12 protein-coding genes are annotated in these 16,415 nt (G+C 72.4%); 5 read left to right on the top strand and 7 right to left on the bottom strand.

The window, feature by feature from the left end; genetic code table 11:
- Window positions 1-14 precede the first annotated feature (14 nt).
- From pepN to OG896_RS17500, 3 genes are all read left to right on the top strand, one after another.
- Window positions 15-2,609, top strand: coding sequence for an aminopeptidase N (pepN, locus tag OG896_RS17510; RefSeq protein ID WP_329366520.1), 2,595 nt, complete (start codon window positions 15-17; stop codon window positions 2,607-2,609).
- 141 nt (window positions 2,610-2,750) lie between these two features.
- Complete coding sequence (locus tag OG896_RS17505) at window positions 2,751-3,818, top strand: hypothetical protein (protein ID WP_329366518.1); 1,068 nt, start codon at window positions 2,751-2,753, stop codon at window positions 3,816-3,818.
- Between the two features lie 391 nt (window positions 3,819-4,209).
- Entirely contained in the window at window positions 4,210-4,350 is a 141-nt protein-coding gene (locus tag OG896_RS17500) for a hypothetical protein (RefSeq protein ID WP_329366517.1), read from the top strand.
- Between the two features lie 157 nt (window positions 4,351-4,507).
- Here the strand turns inward: OG896_RS17500 and OG896_RS17495 are convergent, their stop codons facing one another.
- The 3 genes from OG896_RS17495 to OG896_RS17485 are packed head-to-tail and all read right to left on the bottom strand — an operon-like array spanning window position 4,508 to window position 6,601.
- Window positions 4,508-5,806, bottom strand: a complete 1,299-nt coding sequence (locus tag OG896_RS17495) for an ArsB/NhaD family transporter (protein ID WP_329366515.1) — start codon at window positions 5,804-5,806, stop codon at window positions 4,508-4,510.
- The gene (locus OG896_RS17490; RefSeq protein ID WP_329366514.1) at window positions 5,803-6,261 is read right to left on the bottom strand and encodes a CBS domain-containing protein; all 459 of its coding nucleotides are present in this window, start codon (window positions 6,259-6,261) and stop codon (window positions 5,803-5,805) included. Before OG896_RS17490 ends, OG896_RS17495 begins: the two co-directional genes overlap by 4 nt.
- Window positions 6,248-6,601: a hypothetical protein gene (locus OG896_RS17485; RefSeq protein WP_329366511.1), complete on the bottom strand. Its 354-nt coding sequence runs from the start codon at window positions 6,599-6,601 to the stop codon at window positions 6,248-6,250. The genes OG896_RS17490 and OG896_RS17485 overlap by 14 nt, the downstream gene beginning before the upstream one ends.
- Before the next feature lie 491 nt (window positions 6,602-7,092).
- Between OG896_RS17485 and OG896_RS17480 the strand changes: the two genes are divergently transcribed.
- A complete protein-coding gene (locus OG896_RS17480) occupies window positions 7,093-7,701 on the top strand; it encodes a superoxide dismutase (RefSeq protein ID WP_329366509.1) in 609 nt (202 codons plus the stop codon).
- A 162-nt stretch (window positions 7,702-7,863) separates the two neighbouring features.
- Here OG896_RS17480 and OG896_RS17475 read toward each other — a convergent pair whose 3' ends face one another.
- The 4 genes from OG896_RS17475 to OG896_RS17460 all read right to left on the bottom strand — a co-directional run bounded on the left by OG896_RS17475 (window position 7,864) and on the right by OG896_RS17460 (window position 15,401).
- The gene (locus OG896_RS17475; RefSeq protein ID WP_329366507.1) at window positions 7,864-8,883 is read right to left on the bottom strand and encodes a hypothetical protein; all 1,020 of its coding nucleotides are present in this window, start codon (window positions 8,881-8,883) and stop codon (window positions 7,864-7,866) included.
- 196 nt (window positions 8,884-9,079) lie between these two features.
- On the bottom strand, window positions 9,080-11,953 hold the full coding sequence (locus OG896_RS17470; RefSeq protein ID WP_329366506.1) for a DUF6571 family protein: 2,874 nt from the start codon (window positions 11,951-11,953) through the stop codon (window positions 9,080-9,082).
- 158 nt (window positions 11,954-12,111) lie between these two features.
- Window positions 12,112-14,640 (bottom strand): ABC transporter permease, encoded by a 2,529-nt coding sequence (locus tag OG896_RS17465; RefSeq protein WP_329366505.1) that lies wholly within the window; start codon window positions 14,638-14,640, stop codon window positions 12,112-12,114.
- Complete coding sequence (locus tag OG896_RS17460; protein ID WP_329366503.1) at window positions 14,637-15,401, bottom strand: ArsR/SmtB family transcription factor; 765 nt, start codon at window positions 15,399-15,401, stop codon at window positions 14,637-14,639. Before OG896_RS17460 ends, OG896_RS17465 begins: the two co-directional genes overlap by 4 nt.
- Before the next feature lie 408 nt (window positions 15,402-15,809).
- Between OG896_RS17460 and soxR the strand changes: the two genes are divergently transcribed.
- Complete coding sequence (gene soxR, locus OG896_RS17455) at window positions 15,810-16,289, top strand: redox-sensitive transcriptional activator SoxR (RefSeq protein WP_329366501.1); 480 nt, start codon at window positions 15,810-15,812, stop codon at window positions 16,287-16,289.
- Window positions 16,290-16,415 lie beyond the last annotated feature (126 nt).

Below are 16,415 nucleotides of genomic sequence, written 5' to 3'. Positions count from 1 at the left end.
GGCAGCATGCGGGGATGCCAGCCCTTCTGCGCAACGAAGCCGAGGTGCGCGCGCACCTGCTCGACGTCCTCTCCTACTCCGTCACCTTGGACCTCACCCGTGGCGAGGAGGGCTTCCGCAGCACGGCGGTGATCCGCTTCGGGTGCGCGGAGCCCGGTGCGGCGTCCTTCGTGGACATCGAGCCCGGGGCTTTGCTGCGCGTCGAGTTGAACGGCCGGCCGCTCGACCCCGGCACCCTCGACGGCAACCGCCTGCCGCTGCCCGCGCTGGCCGCAGGGAACGAGTTGCTGGTCGAGGCCGACATGCCGTACTCGCGCACCGCCGAGGGCCTGCACCGCTTCACCGACCCGGCCGACGGCGAGGTCTACGTGTACGCGGCATGCGCTCCCGACCTCACCCCGAAGGTCTTCGCCTGCTTCGACCAGCCGGACCTGAAGGCGCCGTTCTCCTTCACCGTCGCCGCGCCCGAGGGCTGGACGGTGATCGGCAACGGCGCCAACGGCCGCCTGCCCGACGGCCGTTGGCGGATCGACCCGATCGGCGCGATCTCCACCTACCTGACGACCGTGGTCGCCGGTCCGCTGCACGCCGTGCGCGCCGAGCACGACGGCATCCCGCTCGGGCTGTACGCCCGTCGCTCGCTCGCCGCCGAACTCGACCGGGAGGCAGGGGAGTTGTTCGAGCTGACCCGGGCGTCGTTCGACCGGCTGCACGAACTCTTCGCGGAGCGCTACCCGTTCGGCGGGTACGACCAGGTGTTCCTGCCCGAGCTGAACTGGGCGGCGATGGAGAGCCCGGGCTGCGTCACCTTCCAGGACACGATGCTCTTCCGCTCCGCGCCGACCGACGCGCAGCGCGTGACCCGGGCGGTGGTCGTGTGCCACGAGATGGCCCACATGTGGTTCGGCAACCTGGTCACCCTGGCCTGGTGGGACGACATCTGGCTGAACGAGTCCTTCGCCGAGGTGCTCGGCTACCGGATCGCGGCCGAGGCCACCCGCTACACCGGCGCCTGGGCGCTGTTCGCCGCGGGCCACAAGGGGTGGGGCTACGACGCCGACCAGCGCCCCACCACGCACCCCGTCGCCGCCACCGGGGCGGACTCCGCCGCCGAGGCGCTGTCCAACTTCGACGGGATCTCGTACGCCAAGGGCGCCTCGGCGCTGCACCAGCTGATGTACCTCCTCGGTGACCAGGCGTTCTTCGCCGGGGTCAACGCGTACTTCGCCGAGCACCGCCGGGGCAACGCCGGCCTGGCCGACTTCCTCGCCGCGCTGACGTCCGCCGACGGCCCGGACGTGCCGGGCTGGGCCGACCGGTGGCTGCGCACCACGGGCGTCGACACGCTGCGGATCGAGGCCGGGGCCGGGGCCGGGGCCGGGGCCGGGGTCGAGGCCGAGGCCGAGGCCGGGACCGGGGCGACCGGCGGGGCCGTCACCTCCGCCGTGCTGGTCAACGACGGCAGCCGCCCGCACCGGGTGCGGATCGGTGTGTACGAGTGGGCCGGCGGGCGTGAGGGGCACGGCGGGGCCGGGCGGGACGGCGTACGGGAGCGGGACGGTGCCGCGCTCGTGGCCCGCCGGCGGCTGGACGCCGAGGTCGCGCCCGGGGGCCGTACCCCGCTGCCCGAACTGGTCGGTGCGCCGCGCGCCGCCCTGCTGCTGCCCAACGACGGCGACCTGACCTGGGCGCGGGTCCGGCTCGACGAGCACTCCGCGGCCACCGTGACCGCCTCGCTGTCCGCCGTCGAGGACGAGTTGGGCCGCGCCGTGCTCTGGGAGCACCTCCGGGACCTGACCCGCGGCGCCGAACTGCCCGCCGCCGACTACCTGCGCCTGGTCGCCGCCCACCTCCCGGCCGAGAGTTCGGACAGCATCGTCGGGGCGGTGCTGGCCTTCGCCCGCGACCATGTCGTCGCCCGCTACCTCGACCCGGACCAACGGCCCGCCGCGCTCCTCCTGCTCGGCGACGCCGCACGCGCCGTGCTCGCCCGCCCGGACGCCGGACGCGGACTGCGGATCGCCGCCCTGCGCGGCGTGATCGACACGGCGTCGGGGGAGGGCCGGCGAGCGGAGCTCGACGGCTGGCTGGACGGCCGCGACCTGCCGGACGGCGTCGACTTCGACGCGAGCCTGCGCTGGGCCGCGCTGACCCGGCTCGCCGCGACCGGGGCGGCCGACGAGGCACGGATCGCCGCCGAGCTGGCGGCCGACCCCAGCGACACCGGTGAGCTGGGCGCGGCCCGGGCCCGCGCCGCGCTCCCGGACGACGCCGCGAAGGAACGGGCCTGGCAGCGGCTGTTCACCCCCGACGCGCTCGCCGGCCCCCTGCTCACCGCGACCGCGGAGGGCTTCTGGCGTTCCGGCTCGCCTCGCGGCCAACAGGGTTACGCGCTGCGGTACTTCGAGGAGGTTCCGGCGGCCGGGCAGCGTGGTGGCGCGGTCGCGGGCGCACTCGGCCACGGGCTCTTCCCCGTGGGCGCGGCCCACCCGGACACCATCCGCGCGGCGGAGGCGTGCCTGGCCAGGACCGACCTGACCCCCTCCCTGCGCCGCCACCTAGCCGACGGCCTCGACGACCTGCGCCGCGCCCTCGCGCACCGTCGCTGACAGCAAGCGGCCCCCGGGAGAGCAAGCGGCACCCGGCCGGTTCGGTCCGGCCGATACCGTTGCCCGATACCACCGTTGCCGGCGATGGTGCCGGCGCGGACAACCGACAGCTCCACAACTCCACGGGGAATCAGCGCCGTCATGCCGCATCGCACTCGACGCACCGCGTCCACCACCACTCTGCTCGCCGCCGCCACCGCCTCGCTCGCCCTCGCGGCGGGCTGCTCCTCCTCATCCGGTTCCCCCTCGCCGTCCGACTCGACGGCGACGAGAGCCGCCGCCGAGCAGCCGCTGCTCCCCGCGAGCGAGGCGGACAAGGTCGTCGACACCTACCAGAGCGTCAACAACCAGGCCAACGCCCATCACAGCCCGACGCTGATGGCCAAGGTCGAGGCCGGCGCGATGCTCGCCTCCGACAACGGGTACTTCACGCAACTGCCCAAGCTGGACAAGAAGGAGGTCGCGGCGAACCTGGCGCCGTTCGTGTACGTCCAGCGCTCCTTCTTCATACCGCCGGCCTCCGCGAAGGCGAACTGGTTCGTGATGAAGGCAAGGATCGCGGAGCTCAAGGCCGGCAAGGCGGGCACGCCGGCGACCACGTACATTCGCTTCCTCGTCTTCCAGCACCTGAGCGGTGGTTGGCGCGCGGTGGCCGCGGCCGGCTTCTCCGGGGCCGAGCAGAAGGCCGTCCCGGCGCTCGCCCTCGACGGGAACGGCCTGGCGACGGTCGTCGACCCCGCGGCCAAGATCGGCACCCACGCGCCGAAGGACCTGGCCGGCATGGTCGCCGACCTCTACGCCACCGGCGGCGAGAAGTCCGACCTGGCGAAGACCAAGGAGCGCGACGCCGCCATATCCGTCTACACCGACCGCGCCAACAGCATGGACGGCCACGCCTACGCCGACTACAAGGCCGCCCGCCCGCCGGCCGGCGCGACCTTCGCCCTCCGCACCAAGGACGGCGGCGCCCTCGTCCTCAGCGACAGCGCCGTCGACGAGACCGTCCTAGCGAAGGATCTCACCTCCGCCGTCAACCTCGGCCCGAGCCTGCAACCGTTCGTGAAGAACGGCTCCGTGCCCATGGACCAGGTGGTGGAGCACGACATGCAGTCCCAGCTCGGAGTCATCTCCCCTTCCGGCCGCACCTCCGTCTACACCATCGACCAGCAGACCACCGCCGTCGACGCCACCCCGTCAAGCGCGGCGTGAGCCCGGCGTTGGGCTTTCGCCCCGGACCGTTCGTGACATCCGGGAGTCCCGGCTCGCCGTGACGGACACGGCCGCCTCGCCGCGCTCCGGCCAGGGCTCCCCGCTGCCGTTCGACGGGCTGCCGGCGGAGGCCGCGCACCGCCGCCCCATTTGGCCGCCGTGATCAGCCGACGGCCCGACGGCCCGACGGCGGGTGTGCGGAACGGGGTTCGGGGGCACCCTGCCCGCCGCCCCCGGTGGACAGCCCACCGTCCGCTCAATCCTGTTGCACGGGTGGGGCACCCGCGCCGGCCACGGCGACACGCTGGGCTCCTTGCCCCAGTAGCAGGCGTTCCCGATCACGGCGCTGGGCGTGCTCTTCCGGGGCCGGGGGGGGGACCTGGAGCGGGCCGTGCAGGCGTTCGTGCGCGCCGAGGAGTTGGGCGACGGGTACGCGATGGAGTACCGGGCGCGGATCTTGGCTGCCCGAGGCCGGCACGAGGAGGCCGACGCGCTGCGCGCACGGGCGGCGGCGGCCGAGCGGACGCTCTGAAACGTACGGGCGCCACGGGCGCGGCGCTGACGTGAAGGGGGGAGCGGGCGGCTTTCGCTGGGACGAGGCGCTGGATCCGCTCGGCCGGGCACGCGCGATGTGCGGCCCGCGCAGGGACGAGCGCGCCGTGCGGGCCGGCACGTCGTCGCGGCAGGCGCTAGGCCAGCGCGAAGTAGCGCAGCCACAGGTAGACCGCTGACGTGCCGACCGTCGCGGCGGTGACGACGAGCCCGTAGCGGGTGAACTGCCAGAAGGAGATGGGGCGCCCGGAGCGTTCGGCGATGCCGAGCACGACGACGTTGGCGGACGCGCCGATCGCGGTGGCGTTGCCGCCCAGGTCGGCGCCGGCCGCCAGCGCCCACCACATCACGTGGTCGCTCGCACCGCCGAGGTGGTGGACGAGGTCGGCGGTGACCGGCGCCATGGTCGCGACGTAGGGGATGTTGTCGATGACGCCGGACAGCACGCCCGAGGCGCCGAGCATCAGCATGGAACCGCCGAACTCCTTGTCGCCGACGGCGCCGGCGAGCGCGTCGGAGACGTGGGCGACGACCCCGGTCTCGATCAGCCCGCCGATCATCACGAACAGCCCGGCGAAGAACGCCAGCGTCGGCCACTCCACCTCGGCGAGCACCTCGCCGGTCTCCACGGTGGAGACCGCCACCAGCAGACCCGCGCCGAGCAGCGCCACGATGCTCGGCTCGAACCCGATCAGCGGGTGCAGCACGAACCCGGCGATCACCAGGCCCAGCACCGTCAGCCCCTGGACGAGCAGCCGCGCGTCCCGGATCGCCTCGCGCCCGTCCAGCGCGAGCACTTCGGCGGCGCGGTCGGCGTCGTAGACGAAGGCGGAGCGGAACATGAGCCGGGCCAGGCCGATCAGCACCAGCACCAGCAGCACGGCCAGCGGCGCGAGGTGCACCAGGAAGTCGTTGAAGGTCAGCCCGGCCCGGCTGCCGATGATGATGTTCGGCGGGTCGCCGACGAGGGTGGCGATGCCGCCGATGTTCGACGCGAAGACCTCGACGATCAGGAACGGGGCGATCGGCAGCGCGAGACGCTCGCAGATCAGCAGCGTGACGGGGGCGACGAGCAGCACGGTGGTGACGTTGTCCAGCAGCGCCGAGGCGATCGCGGTGATGGCGATGAGCATCACCATCACCCGGAAGGGCCGGGCCCGGGCCTTCCGCACCGACCAGATCGCGAGGTACTCGAACAGGCCGGTGCGTTTGAGCACTCCGACGATCATCATCATGCCCATCAGCAGGAAGATGACGTTCCAGTCGATGCCGGCGCGCTCGGAGTAGAAGGCGGCGTTGCCGTCGGTCGCCCCGACCAGCAGCATCAGCGCCGCGCCGCCCATTGCCGCGGCGACGCGGTGTATTCGCTCGCTGATGATCAGGGCGTAGGTGCCGATGAAGACGGCCAGCGCCGCCCAGCCGTGCCAGTCGTTCATGCCACTCCGAGCAGTCGGTCCAGCAGATGGGAGGCGGTGATCACGCCGAGCAGGCGGGTGCCGTCGGGTTCCTTCGCCATCACGGCGACCAGCGGGCTGCGTTCGCGGGCCATCAGCGCGGCCACCTCCAGCACGGTGGCGTCACCGGCGACCACGGGCGCCGCCATCCGCTCCCTCGGCAGGATGTCGGCGACCGCCCGGTCCGCCAGCGCGGCGCAGAGCCGGTCCGCGTGCTGCTCGTCGATGACGGCGGCCAGCGTCGGGTCCTCGACCACGTACGACGGCACCAGGAGCCGTACGAACCGTGAGGCCGGCACGATCGCGTACGGGGCGCCGTCCGCGTCCACCACCAGCACCCCGGGCAGTCCGCGGCCCGCCAGCAGTCGGGCCGCGTCGAGCGCGGGGCTGCCGAGGGTCACGGTCGGGTAGGACCGGGCGAGTTCACGAGCGCGCATGTCCTGCCTCCTGGGTAGGGGCCGTGGGCGGCGGCCCTGGTTCGTCGCCGGGCGCGTCGCCGGGCGACTCGAACGCGGCCGGACACGGGTTCGCGCGGAAGGAGAGGTGCCGGCCACCGGTGAACGGCACGGTGAACAGGGCGGTGAACGAGGCGAGATCGGCGGTGGCCGCGACGATCGGGCTGCCTGGCGGGCTGCGTACGCGCCCGAGCCCGCCGTCACCGACGAGCGCGCCGCCGGCCGGGAAGTGCGGGGAGGCCGGCCGCACCGGCCGGGGGACAACACCCGACCGCGGCACCGCGACCAGCGGCGCCGCCCCGAAGACGACGACGAGCACCATGGAAGACCCCGATCAGCGAAGAGAGTTCTCTCGTATTCGCCGACCAGACTTCCCGGCACACCAGCAGCAAACGTACACGACCTTCGGGCGGCTGCGGCGGGAGTCCGGAACTGCGGCGGGGTCGGTGGCTCCTCCACCGGTGCGGCACTCCCGGACCTCGCCGTGGTTGTCATGCCTTCGAGGCCACGACGGGTCCGGGCCATGAGGGGCGGGCTGCCGGTCCACGGATCAGCAGGTCCCTCACGCCCGTGACCTGCGGTTTCCGCGCCACCAGGCCGGTCGCCGGCCGACCGCCCAGTGGGCGGGGCCGGCCGGCCGGCGGGTGCCGGGTGAAAGACGATCAGCGAGGAAGCGGGCTTCCGGAAGCTGTCGGGCGGGCCCCGCCCGACACCATGCTCCTGCAATGACGAAGCTGTTGCAAGCTCTTCGCAATAGAGGTCTAGGGTGGGTCGTGGCATGTTGACGACCATCGTGGAAAGGGGCCGTGCCTGATGGGCACCTACGCTCTTCCGGACCTGCCGTACGACTACTCCGCGCTCGCGCCGGCGATCACCGGGGAGATCCTGGAGCTGCACCACGCGAAGCACCACGCCGCTTACGTCAAGGGCGCGAACGACACGCTGGAGCAGATCGCCGAGGCCCGCGACAAGGACGCGATCACCCCGACCGGGCTGGTCGGGCTGGAGAAGACCTTCGCGTTCAACCTCTCCGGGCACGTCCTGCACTCCATCTTCTGGCAGAACCTCTCGCCCGACGGCGGGGACCGCCCCGACGGCGCGCTGGCCACCGCGATCGACGAGCACCTCGGTGGTTTCGAGGCGTTCAAGAAGCAGCTCACCACCGCCACCGCGTCCGTGCAGGGCTCCGGTTGGGGCGTGCTCGGCTGGGAGCCGCTGGGCAAGCGGCTGATCATCGAGCAGGTCTACGACCACCACGGCAACGTCGGCCAGGGCACCACCCCGCTGCTGGTCTTCGACGCCTGGGAGCACGCCTACTACCTCCAGTACAAGAACGTCCGCCCGGACTACGTCACCAAGCTGTGGGACCTGGTGAACTGGACCGACGTCAGCGCCCGCTACACCGCCGCCACCGCGAGCTGAAGGCCCGCGCCGCGCGGGGAGCGGCGCCGGTAGCCCCCGTCCGCCGGGTCGGGCCCGTCAGCAGCCGGGCCTGACCCGGTGCCGCCCCGCCGCACGCGGCCAGTGCGAGCAGTGCGAGCAGTGCGCCGGCCAGAGCCGTGGCGGCGGGACGGGTGCGGGGGTTCATTCCTGGGTCGCCGGGAGGCGGACGACGTAGGACTTCTCGCCGGCGAGGGTCAGCTGGCCGGCGTGGTAGGTCAGGGTGCGGGGGAGGGCGCAGGGGAAGCGGGTGGCGTCGACGGGGTGGTGGACGTCGCAGGTTCCGCTCTTGGCGGCGCTCGTGGTGGGTTTCGCGGACAGCAGCAGGGTGGCGGTGCCGTCGTGGAGGTGGAGGACGTAGTCGCCGTTGCCGTGGGTGAGTTGTACCGCGTGGACGTAGAGGCCGTCGGCGCCGTCGGAGGCGAGCCAGGTGGTGGTGAGGTCGGCGGGGCGGCCGTTGACGCCGGGGACGGATGCGGGCAGGGGCAACGCGGTCGTCCCGCCCTGGGGGGAGACCACGCGGACGTCGGCGAGGGTGGTGGAACTGCTCTTCGTCCCTCGCAGGTACGTCGTGCCGTCGGGGGCCACGGCGTCGCCCACGTTGAGGAGGGTGGTGTCCTTGCCGTGGCCGACCGGCTGCTGTGCGACGCGGGTGAGCCGGCCGGACGACAGCGACCACAGCGCGCGGTCGTCGACGAGCACGACCGCGCCCGCACGGTTCACCCCGACCGGGGTGACCGCTTTGGTGAAGCGGACGTCGCCGGCCGTCGCGGTGGCGGGAGCCGAGGCGTTGTAGGCACGTGTCCGGTCGGCGTCGCCGGCCAGGACCGAGGTGTTCCCGCTCTTCGGGTCGAGCCGCACCACTTCGGCGCCGTGCCCGAACACGACCGAACCGTCCGGCATCGCCACCAGGCCCTCCGGCGGGGTCGCGTCGAAGAGGTTCCCGGTCGTGGGGAAGGTCTTCCCCTTGCCGGTGGCGCTCAGCCCGGTCAGGGCCGGGGAGTTGAGCAGATAGGTGGTGCCGGCGGCGTCGGTGGCCGCCCCGTTCGGATGAAGGGAGCCCAGCGCCTGGCCGACGGTGGTGCTGCCGTCGTACGTCCCGAGCAGCGCGGCCTGCCCCGGCTTCGGCGCGTGCGGCTTCCCCTTGCCGCCGCAGCCGGCCACCGCGACCAGCCCGACCAGGGCGACCGCGACCGAGACGGTGACGGTGGACGCGGCCGTACCGCGTCCGCGCGCCGGCCGTACCCGCCGACCCGCCCCAGATCCGCCCGCGCCAGATCTGCCCGCGCCAGATCCGCGGGCCCCAGACCCGCCCACCCCAGACCCGCCCGCGACCGTTCCGGCCACCCGCTCAGCTCCGTCAGTTGACATTGTTCGAGCTCCCTGTGTGCTCGGAGGTGGTCTGCGAGTGGCCCTCCTTCGCGTAGTTGGAGAGCTGGTTGATGGTGTTCTGCTGGGAGGTGGGCAGCCCGTCGAACCACCGGTCGTACTCGGTCCCGTTGAACTTGGTCATGTCGAAGTTCCCGTCGTGGTACCAGGCGTACGGCGGCGGGTTGATCGTGCCCGCGTGGATGAGGCCGTTGGCCGCCGGTATCTGGAGGGACTGCTCCTCCTGGAAGTCGGCCTTCTGCGCCGCGTTGGTGACGTCGGCGGCGTGGGTAGTGGAGAACTGGTAGGAGAGCCAGGCGCTGCCGCCACCGTTGGCCATGGCCACGATCGCGGGCGCCTCCTCCGGGATGAGCGGACCGATCAGGCCGCCCGCGATCCACGCGTACATCGCGTCGTTCTGCGCCTGCGCGTCGGCCTTCGCCGCCGGCTGGTACTTCAGGTCGCTCATGACGTTGTCGATGCTGCCGTCGAGCCGGCCCAGGTTGGTGAGGACCGTGCTGGCGTCCTTCGAGGAGCTGTCGCCCTGGTAACGGGCGCTCTCGGTGGTGATGTTGGCGTGCACGGCGGCCCGGAAGTCGCCGGCGGCCGCGGGGTTGCCGTTCATGAACTCGTGCATGAAGAGGTTCAGGTCCGTGGGGTTGGCGTTGATCTGCGGCCGGCCGCTCGCGTCGTGGTCGACCTCGAATCCCGCCGAGCCCATGTGGGTCTGCGCGCTCGTGAAGTCCGGCACGTAGGCTCCGGCGACGTCGGCGAGGGCGACCCCCAGCTTCGGCGGCAACTGCTGCCCGCCGGACTTGTAGTGGCTCGCGCCGGCCTGGAAGACGTTCGCGGCGGCCTGCGTGGCGTCGGTGTCGATGTCCTTGTCGCCGCTGCCGCGCTTGGTCGCCTGCACGAGGACCTGGGAGGGGAACTCGGAGTCGTCGCTGATTCCGGGTGTCTGCCAGTTGGCGTTGACGAGCTGCTCGGCGGCGAACTTGCCGTCCCCGCCCGAGAGCAGGTCGCGGGACGCCTGCTGGTTCTCGCCGAGCTTGGACAGCACCGCGAGGCTGGGGTCGTTGGCGGAGATGCCCTGCGCGATCGCCGTCTGCTGCTCGATGTTCTGGTCGACGTTGTCCTCGTGCAGGCCGAGTTCCTTGTACCAGGGGTCCTTGTCCGGGTCGACCCAGCTGTCGACCAGCGCGAGGCTCATGTCCCCGGGGGAGTAGCTCGGGCGCAGGTTGTCCTTCTGGTCGGCGCGCCAGTGCAGGGCGGCGTCGCCCATGTTCGTCAGGAACGTGGGTTCCCACTTGTCGCCGGAGGGGCCGTACTTGACGAGCATGCTCGCCGACCACATGTCGTGGGGGGAGGTGAAGGTCTTCGCGTCGAACTGCGGGAGGTTGCCGGCCTTGCTGAGCTGGGTCGCCGCCGCCAGGTTGTCGCCGAACTCGCCGAGGATCTTGGTCGAGTCCGGACTGAGCACGGTGCCGCCGTGGGTGCCGTCCATGGCGTGGAGTTCGAGCGCCAGGTTCGATTCGAGGTCGGCGCCGCCGTTGCCGTAGTAGCCCTGCATGAAGCCGGTGTCGTTCTTGCCCGCTTCGGCCTGGTCGGCGGCGGAGTGGATCGCGGTGCGGGTGGCGGGCCACTTCGGGTCGGCGCTCTGGGTCAGCTTCAGCAGTGTCGCGGTCTGGGTGCCGGTCTGCTGCGGGGTGGCGCCGGCGGGCGTGCCGAACATCTCGAAGGTGGTGGCGATGAAGTCCTGGTAGTCGCTCTGCTTGGCGTTGCTGCCGCTGAGCGCGCTCATCGCGGCGGTGGCGAAGTCGGTCTCGGTTCCGGAGTGCAGGACCGGGGCGTAGTACGAGCCGTACGGCCCCTGGGTCGAGTGGTCGCCGGAGCCTGCCATGAGGGTGGCCTGGAACGCGGCGGTCATGTCCGCGTCGTGCTGTGAACCGACGTAGGAAGCAAGGGACTTGAGGTTGCCGTTCAGGTCGGTCTTGCCCGGGTCCTGGCCCATGTTGGCGAAGACCTGCTGGGTGGCGGCCTCGTTCGGGGACAGCGCGTGGAGGTCGAGCGCCACGACGTCCTTCGGCAGCCCGAGCACGTCGGCGGCGTCGAACGGGTCGCTGCTGAAGTTCTGCTTGGGGTCCTTGGCGAACTGGTCCATCCCGGCCGCCCGGGTGGTCTTGACCAGGAAGTCCGTGGAGAAGTTGCCGTACTGGAGCATCGCGGCCCGGTTCCAGGCCGCGCTGTTGGAGCCCTTGGGCAGGGGCGAGGTGTAGTACGAGACGACCTTGTCGAAGCCCGGCACCGGGTAGGCGGCGTCGGTCGCGGTGCCGAGGGCGTGGCTGAAGACCGTCAGGTCGCTGCCGGCGGTGCTGCTGTGGGTCGAGGCGAGCAGCGTGGGCAGTGAGGTGGCCTCCGACGGGGTGAGGTTGGCGTAGAAGGCCGCGCAGTAGTCCGGGTCGTCCTGGTGTGCCAGCAACTCCTGGGCGAGCGTGTGGTATTGGTCGCCGGCCTTGCTGTCGCCGCCGTTGTTGGCGTTGAACTGCTGGGCCAGCTTCTTGCCGTCCGCCTGCGCCTGCGCGGACGACTCGGTGACCGGCTCCGGGATCTGCACCATGTGCATGTCCGGCCCGTTGCCCGCGGCCGCCGCGGCGGCCAGGGTCTCCCGCCGTTTGAGCTTCGGCGACTCGTCGTCCAGCCAGCCGCAGATCGTCAGGAGACTGCTCAGGTCCTGGGTGTCGAGCCCCTTCGCCGTGAACTGCCCCATGTAGCGCGACACCAGGTCCCGCAGATGCTGCCGGTCACCGTCGAACGACGAGATCATCTGCTTCAGCGCGGTCGGGTCGATACCCGAGAACTCCCCCATGGCGTCCCCCCGTGGACTTCATGGCGCCGGTCGGCGCCGCCGCTTCCATTAACGCACCCGAGCCCGCCGCACGCCCGTTCGCCGCGAGATCCTTGACGCTCCCTGTACGTTCGCGGGCCCATCTGCCGGGACGGGCCGCGCCGGGCCGATCGCGCGCGTCATTCCTGGGCCGTCGCCACCGTCACCGCCCGCACCCTCAGTGCCACGCGTCCGGGCAGCGCGGTCGCGACGAGCGCGAGGAGTCCGGCCGCGGCGACCACCGTCACGTACAGGTGCGGGGTGACGGCGGGTGCCGTGCGGCCCGTCATGCCGATGCTGAACGAAGTCAGGACGGCCAGGGCGATGCCGCTGCCGAGGAGGGTGCCGAGCAGGAGGACCGACAGGGCCTCGGTCCGCAGCATGCCCAGCACCTGGCGGCGGGTCGCACCGGCCAGCCGCAGCAGCGCGAACTCCCGGACCCGCTCGGAGACGGACATGGCGAGGGTGTTGACCACCGCGATCGCCGTGAAGGCCAGGACGAGCCCCATGGCGATGAGGTTGACCTCCGCGTCGGTCTGCTGCCGCCGCGCCTGGAGGGAGTCCGCGGCGGCGGGGGAGAGCACCCGAAGGCCCGGGAAGTCGCTCAGATTCGCGGCGAGTTGTGAGCGGGTGCGGTCCGTGCTGACGAGGAGGGAGGCGGCGAGCGGGTTGTCGACGTGCCGGGCGAGCAGGTCGTGCGCGAAGGTGAGGTCTCCGAAGCCGAGCCCCCTGGCGTAGACGGCGGCGACGGTGAGCGTGGCGGGGGTGCCGTCGCCGAGGGTGAGTCTCAGGGTGCTTCCGGGCTTCACGTGGTGCTGGCGCGCGGCCAGTTCGCTGACCGCGACGCTGTGCTCGGTGAGCCCGCCGAGGGAGCCGGCGGTGACGTGCGGGTCCCAGGTGCGGGCGAGCCCGGCCGGGGTGACGCCCTGGGCCGGGTACTTGTCGAGGCCGATCCGGACAGTCGTACGGACCACTTCGGTGACGACGTCGTGCCGGGTGCGCAGTTGACGTGCCGCCTCGGACGGGACGCCGGGCCCCTGGGAGGCGACCACCCAGTCGGCCAGGACACCCGCACGGGCCTGGGCGCGAGCCGCGTCGCCGAGGGTGGACTGCACGAAGAGCACCGTGCAGGTCATCGCGACGAGCAGGGTGAGGGGGGTGACGACGGAGGCCATACGGGTGGCGTTGCCGCGGAGGTTGGCGGTGGCGAGCCTGCCACCGGGACCGGACCAGCGCAGCGGTCCGGCCAGCAGAAGGGCGGCCGCTTTGACCAGGAGCGGCCCGAGCAGCGCGACGGCGGTGGACAGGACGACGACGGCGAGGAACGTCACCGGTGTGGAGGCGGGTTCGGTGTGCAGGCTGCTGAGCAGTGCGACCAGGACGCCGCCGCCGGCGAGCAGCAGGAGGCCGGCGAGGAGGCGTCCGTAGGAGAGCCGGGTGGTTTCGGTCCGGGCTTCGGTGAGTGCCTCGGCCGGGTGGATACGGGCGACGCGGCGCGAGGCGATGCGCGCGGCGGCCCACGCGCCCAGCAGGGTCACGGCGAGGCTGGCGAGCGGGGGAACGAAGCCGGAGGTGTGCTGGAGGGTGGTGGGCACCGCGCCCGCAGCGGTGAACCGGGCGTACAGCCAGTCGCCCAGGGGGAGCCCGAGCAGGGCGCCGGCCGTCCCCGCGGTCGCTCCGACGATCAGGGCCTCCCGTCCCAGCAGCTTGCGGATCTGCCCGGAGGTGGCGGCGATGGCGCGGAGCAGGGCGAGTTCGCGGAGGCGTTGCTGGACGGAGAGCGCGAACGTCCCCACGACCACGAGCACCGCCACGAGCAGCGAGGTGCCTCCCATCGCGCCGCCGATGCTGACCAGTTTGACGCGGGCCGCGGCGGCGTCCAGGAACTCCACCGGACCGCGGGCGCCTCCGGTGCTGACCTGGGCACCGGTGCCGTGCAGCGCCGCAGCCACGGCATCGCGCAGCCGGCCCGGATCGGTGCCCGCCGCCGGGATCACGCCGAACGCGGTGACCTGCCCGGGGCGGGCGGCCAGCCGGCTCGCCTCGGCGGCGGAGAAGAAGAGGGACGTCTGGTGGGTCACGCTCGTGGCGGGGGCGGCGACACCGCTGACGCGGTAGGTGCGCGGAGCCCGCGTCGACTGGACGGTGAGGCGGTCACCGGGTTCGAGGTGCGCGCGCCCGGCGAGGTAGCCGTCGACCACGACGTCGGAGTCGGCCGTGGGAGCGGTGCCCGCGGTGAGCCGGTACGGCGTCAGCGCGGCGGATTCCCAGGCGTGTCCGTAGGCGCTCCTCCCGCCGGTGCCGTTCGCGGTCAACGGCTCTGCCAGGAAGGTGAGTTCGGGGATGACGCGGGTGACGCCCGGAGTCGCGGACAGGGTGCCCGCGATGCCGGCCGGGAGCCAGGCGCGTTCGGCGACAGGTTTGGCCTTGTGTTTGACCTTGGTCTTGCCCTTCTTGTGCTTCACGGTGGTCTGGTGGACGTTCTGGTCGGCGGAGACCACGATCGGGGCCGCGGCGTAGCGCTCGGTTCTGACGCTGCCGCGCAGCCCCGTGTCCAGGAGCGTGCCGCACGCGGTCATCAGGGCGGCCGCGCACATCAGGGCGACGAAGGCGCCGAGGAAGCCCGCCTTGCGCGCGCGGACGGTCTTCAGGGCGTAGCGCAGCATCATGAGTGGTCGGCCTTCCTGCTGTCGTGTGCGGTCTCGTTTTTCGGGCCGGCTTCCGAACTGCCGTGGGCAGCGGGCTCGTTCACCGGTTCGGCCGTCGAGTCGTTCACCGTCTCGGGCGTCGGCTCGTTCACCCTCGCGTTCACCGTCTCGGGCGTCGGCTCGGGCGCCGGGAATCCGAGGAAGCGGGTCAGCAACGTGCGTGCGCCGGGCGGCGTTTCGGACTCGGGCCGCTTGTAGCGGTTGAGGAGGGCGATGTACTCCTCGAAGAAGGACCTGAGTTCGGGCAGCGTGAGCCGGACACTGCCGCGCGAGTAGAGGAACGCGTCCGCCCAGGGACCGTCCTCGGCGTCCCGTTGCAGCCGTTCGAAGAGCTCCAGGTCCCCGGCGTACGCATGGTGGTTGAGCTCATCCATGACCTGCCGCATCTCGGGACTCTGGCGGCTGCGCGGCGGGAAGCGGCGGTCCCCGGGAACCATCCGCCACCACCGCTCGCGGTGCGCGCTCGGACCGCCGTCCGTCTCCTCGACGAAGCCGTATCTGGCCAGTTCGCGCAGGTGGTAGCTGGTCGCGCCGGTGTTCAGCCCGAGGGCTCGGGCGAGCATCGCCGACGTGGCCGGGCCGTGCAGGGTCAGGTGCTGGAAGACGGCCTGCCTGCGGGGGTGGGCGAGGGCCTTGAGCGTGGCGAGGTCGCCGAGTTCGACGGGCGTCGCGAAGGCGCCTCGTGCCGCGGGGAGTTCACCGGAGCCGGGTTGCTGGGGCATGGCTCCACAGTCGTCCGTGCACAGGTGTCTGTGCACTGCGGCAACCCAGCGTCCTCGAACGGGGGTTACCCCCACCACCCGCGGCCGTCCGGTGCGGCTTGAGCTCAACCTCGGTTGAGGTCGTAGCGTCGAGGCAGCCACCGCGGGAAAGGACATCTCTGCCGTGATCGCGATCGCGCACGCATCGGCCGGCGCTGCCACGTGTACGGCGACCCGTGCCGCCCGACCGTCCGCCGCTTCGCCCGGCCGTCGCGGGGTGGGGGAGCCGCGGGTGTCGGGCTCGGGCCGTTGCGGGGCGGGGGAGCCGCGGGTGTCGGGCTCGGGCCGTTGCACGGCGGGGGAGCCGCGGGTGTCGGGCTCGGGCCGTTGCACGGCGGGGGAGCCCCGGATGCCGGGCCCGGGCCGGCCATGACGCAGGACAGGCACGTCGACCCGGACGTTCCCCTCGCGGTCGGCGAGGTGACGAGACGAACCGGAGTGTCCGCTTCCGCGCTCCACTTCTACGAACGCAAGGGCCTGATCTTCTCCACCCGCAACAGCGGCAACCAGCGTCTCTACCCGCGCCATATGCTGCGGCGCGTCTCGCTCATCATCGTCGCCCGGCGCCTCGGCATCCCCCTCTCCGACCTCGCGACCGTCTTCGCCGCCCTCCCGCAGGACCGTGCGCCGACGGATGCGGACTGGCAGCGGATGTCGCGCCGCTGGAAGCGCCAGTTGCAGGAGCGCCGGCGGGTCCTGGAGCAACTCGAACACGAACTCACCGGCTGCATCGGGTGCGGCTGCCTGTCGATGCGGGCCTGCGTCCTGCTCAACCCCGACGACGCACTTCAGCACAAGGGCCCGGGCCCGGTCCGGTTGCAGGAGCCACCGCGCCGGAGGCCGCGGTAGGGGGAGCGCGCTCCGGGCGTGGGCGGGTCACGCCGCCGGGGGACTCGGCGGCCCGGCGGGACCGAGGGGTTGACCGCAGTCGAGGGGGTAGACCTCAACCGCGGTCGAGGCGGTGGGCTGGCGCCG

The organism is Streptomyces sp. NBC_00669, assembly GCF_036226785.1.
Lineage (GTDB): Bacteria > Actinomycetota > Actinomycetes > Streptomycetales > Streptomycetaceae > Actinacidiphila.
Note: the sequence above shows the minus strand (reverse complement) of the source record. Positions and strands in the feature narration are given on the sequence as shown.

Excerpts from the sequence above, each read along its gene's own strand:
- OG896_RS17470 (WP_329366506.1), bottom strand. The coding sequence starts at position 11,953 with ATGGGGGAGTTCTCGGGTATCGACCCGACCGCGCTGAAGCAGATGATC.
- OG896_RS17495 (WP_329366515.1), bottom strand. The coding sequence starts at position 5,806 with ATGAACGACTGGCACGGCTGGGCGGCGCTGGCCGTCTTCATCGGCACC.
- OG896_RS17490 (WP_329366514.1), bottom strand. The coding sequence starts at position 6,261 with ATGCGCGCTCGTGAACTCGCCCGGTCCTACCCGACCGTGACCCTCGGC.
- pepN (WP_329366520.1), top strand. The coding sequence starts at position 15 with ATGCCAGCCCTTCTGCGCAACGAAGCCGAGGTGCGCGCGCACCTGCTC.
- soxR (WP_329366501.1), top strand. The coding sequence starts at position 15,810 with ATGACGCAGGACAGGCACGTCGACCCGGACGTTCCCCTCGCGGTCGGC.
- OG896_RS17465 (WP_329366505.1), bottom strand. The coding sequence starts at position 14,640 with ATGATGCTGCGCTACGCCCTGAAGACCGTCCGCGCGCGCAAGGCGGGC.
- OG896_RS17460 (WP_329366503.1), bottom strand. The coding sequence starts at position 15,401 with ATGCCCCAGCAACCCGGCTCCGGTGAACTCCCCGCGGCACGAGGCGCC.
- OG896_RS17485 (WP_329366511.1), bottom strand. The coding sequence starts at position 6,601 with ATGGTGCTCGTCGTCGTCTTCGGGGCGGCGCCGCTGGTCGCGGTGCCG.
- OG896_RS17480 (WP_329366509.1), top strand. The coding sequence starts at position 7,093 with ATGGGCACCTACGCTCTTCCGGACCTGCCGTACGACTACTCCGCGCTC.
- OG896_RS17505 (WP_329366518.1), top strand. The coding sequence starts at position 2,751 with ATGCCGCATCGCACTCGACGCACCGCGTCCACCACCACTCTGCTCGCC.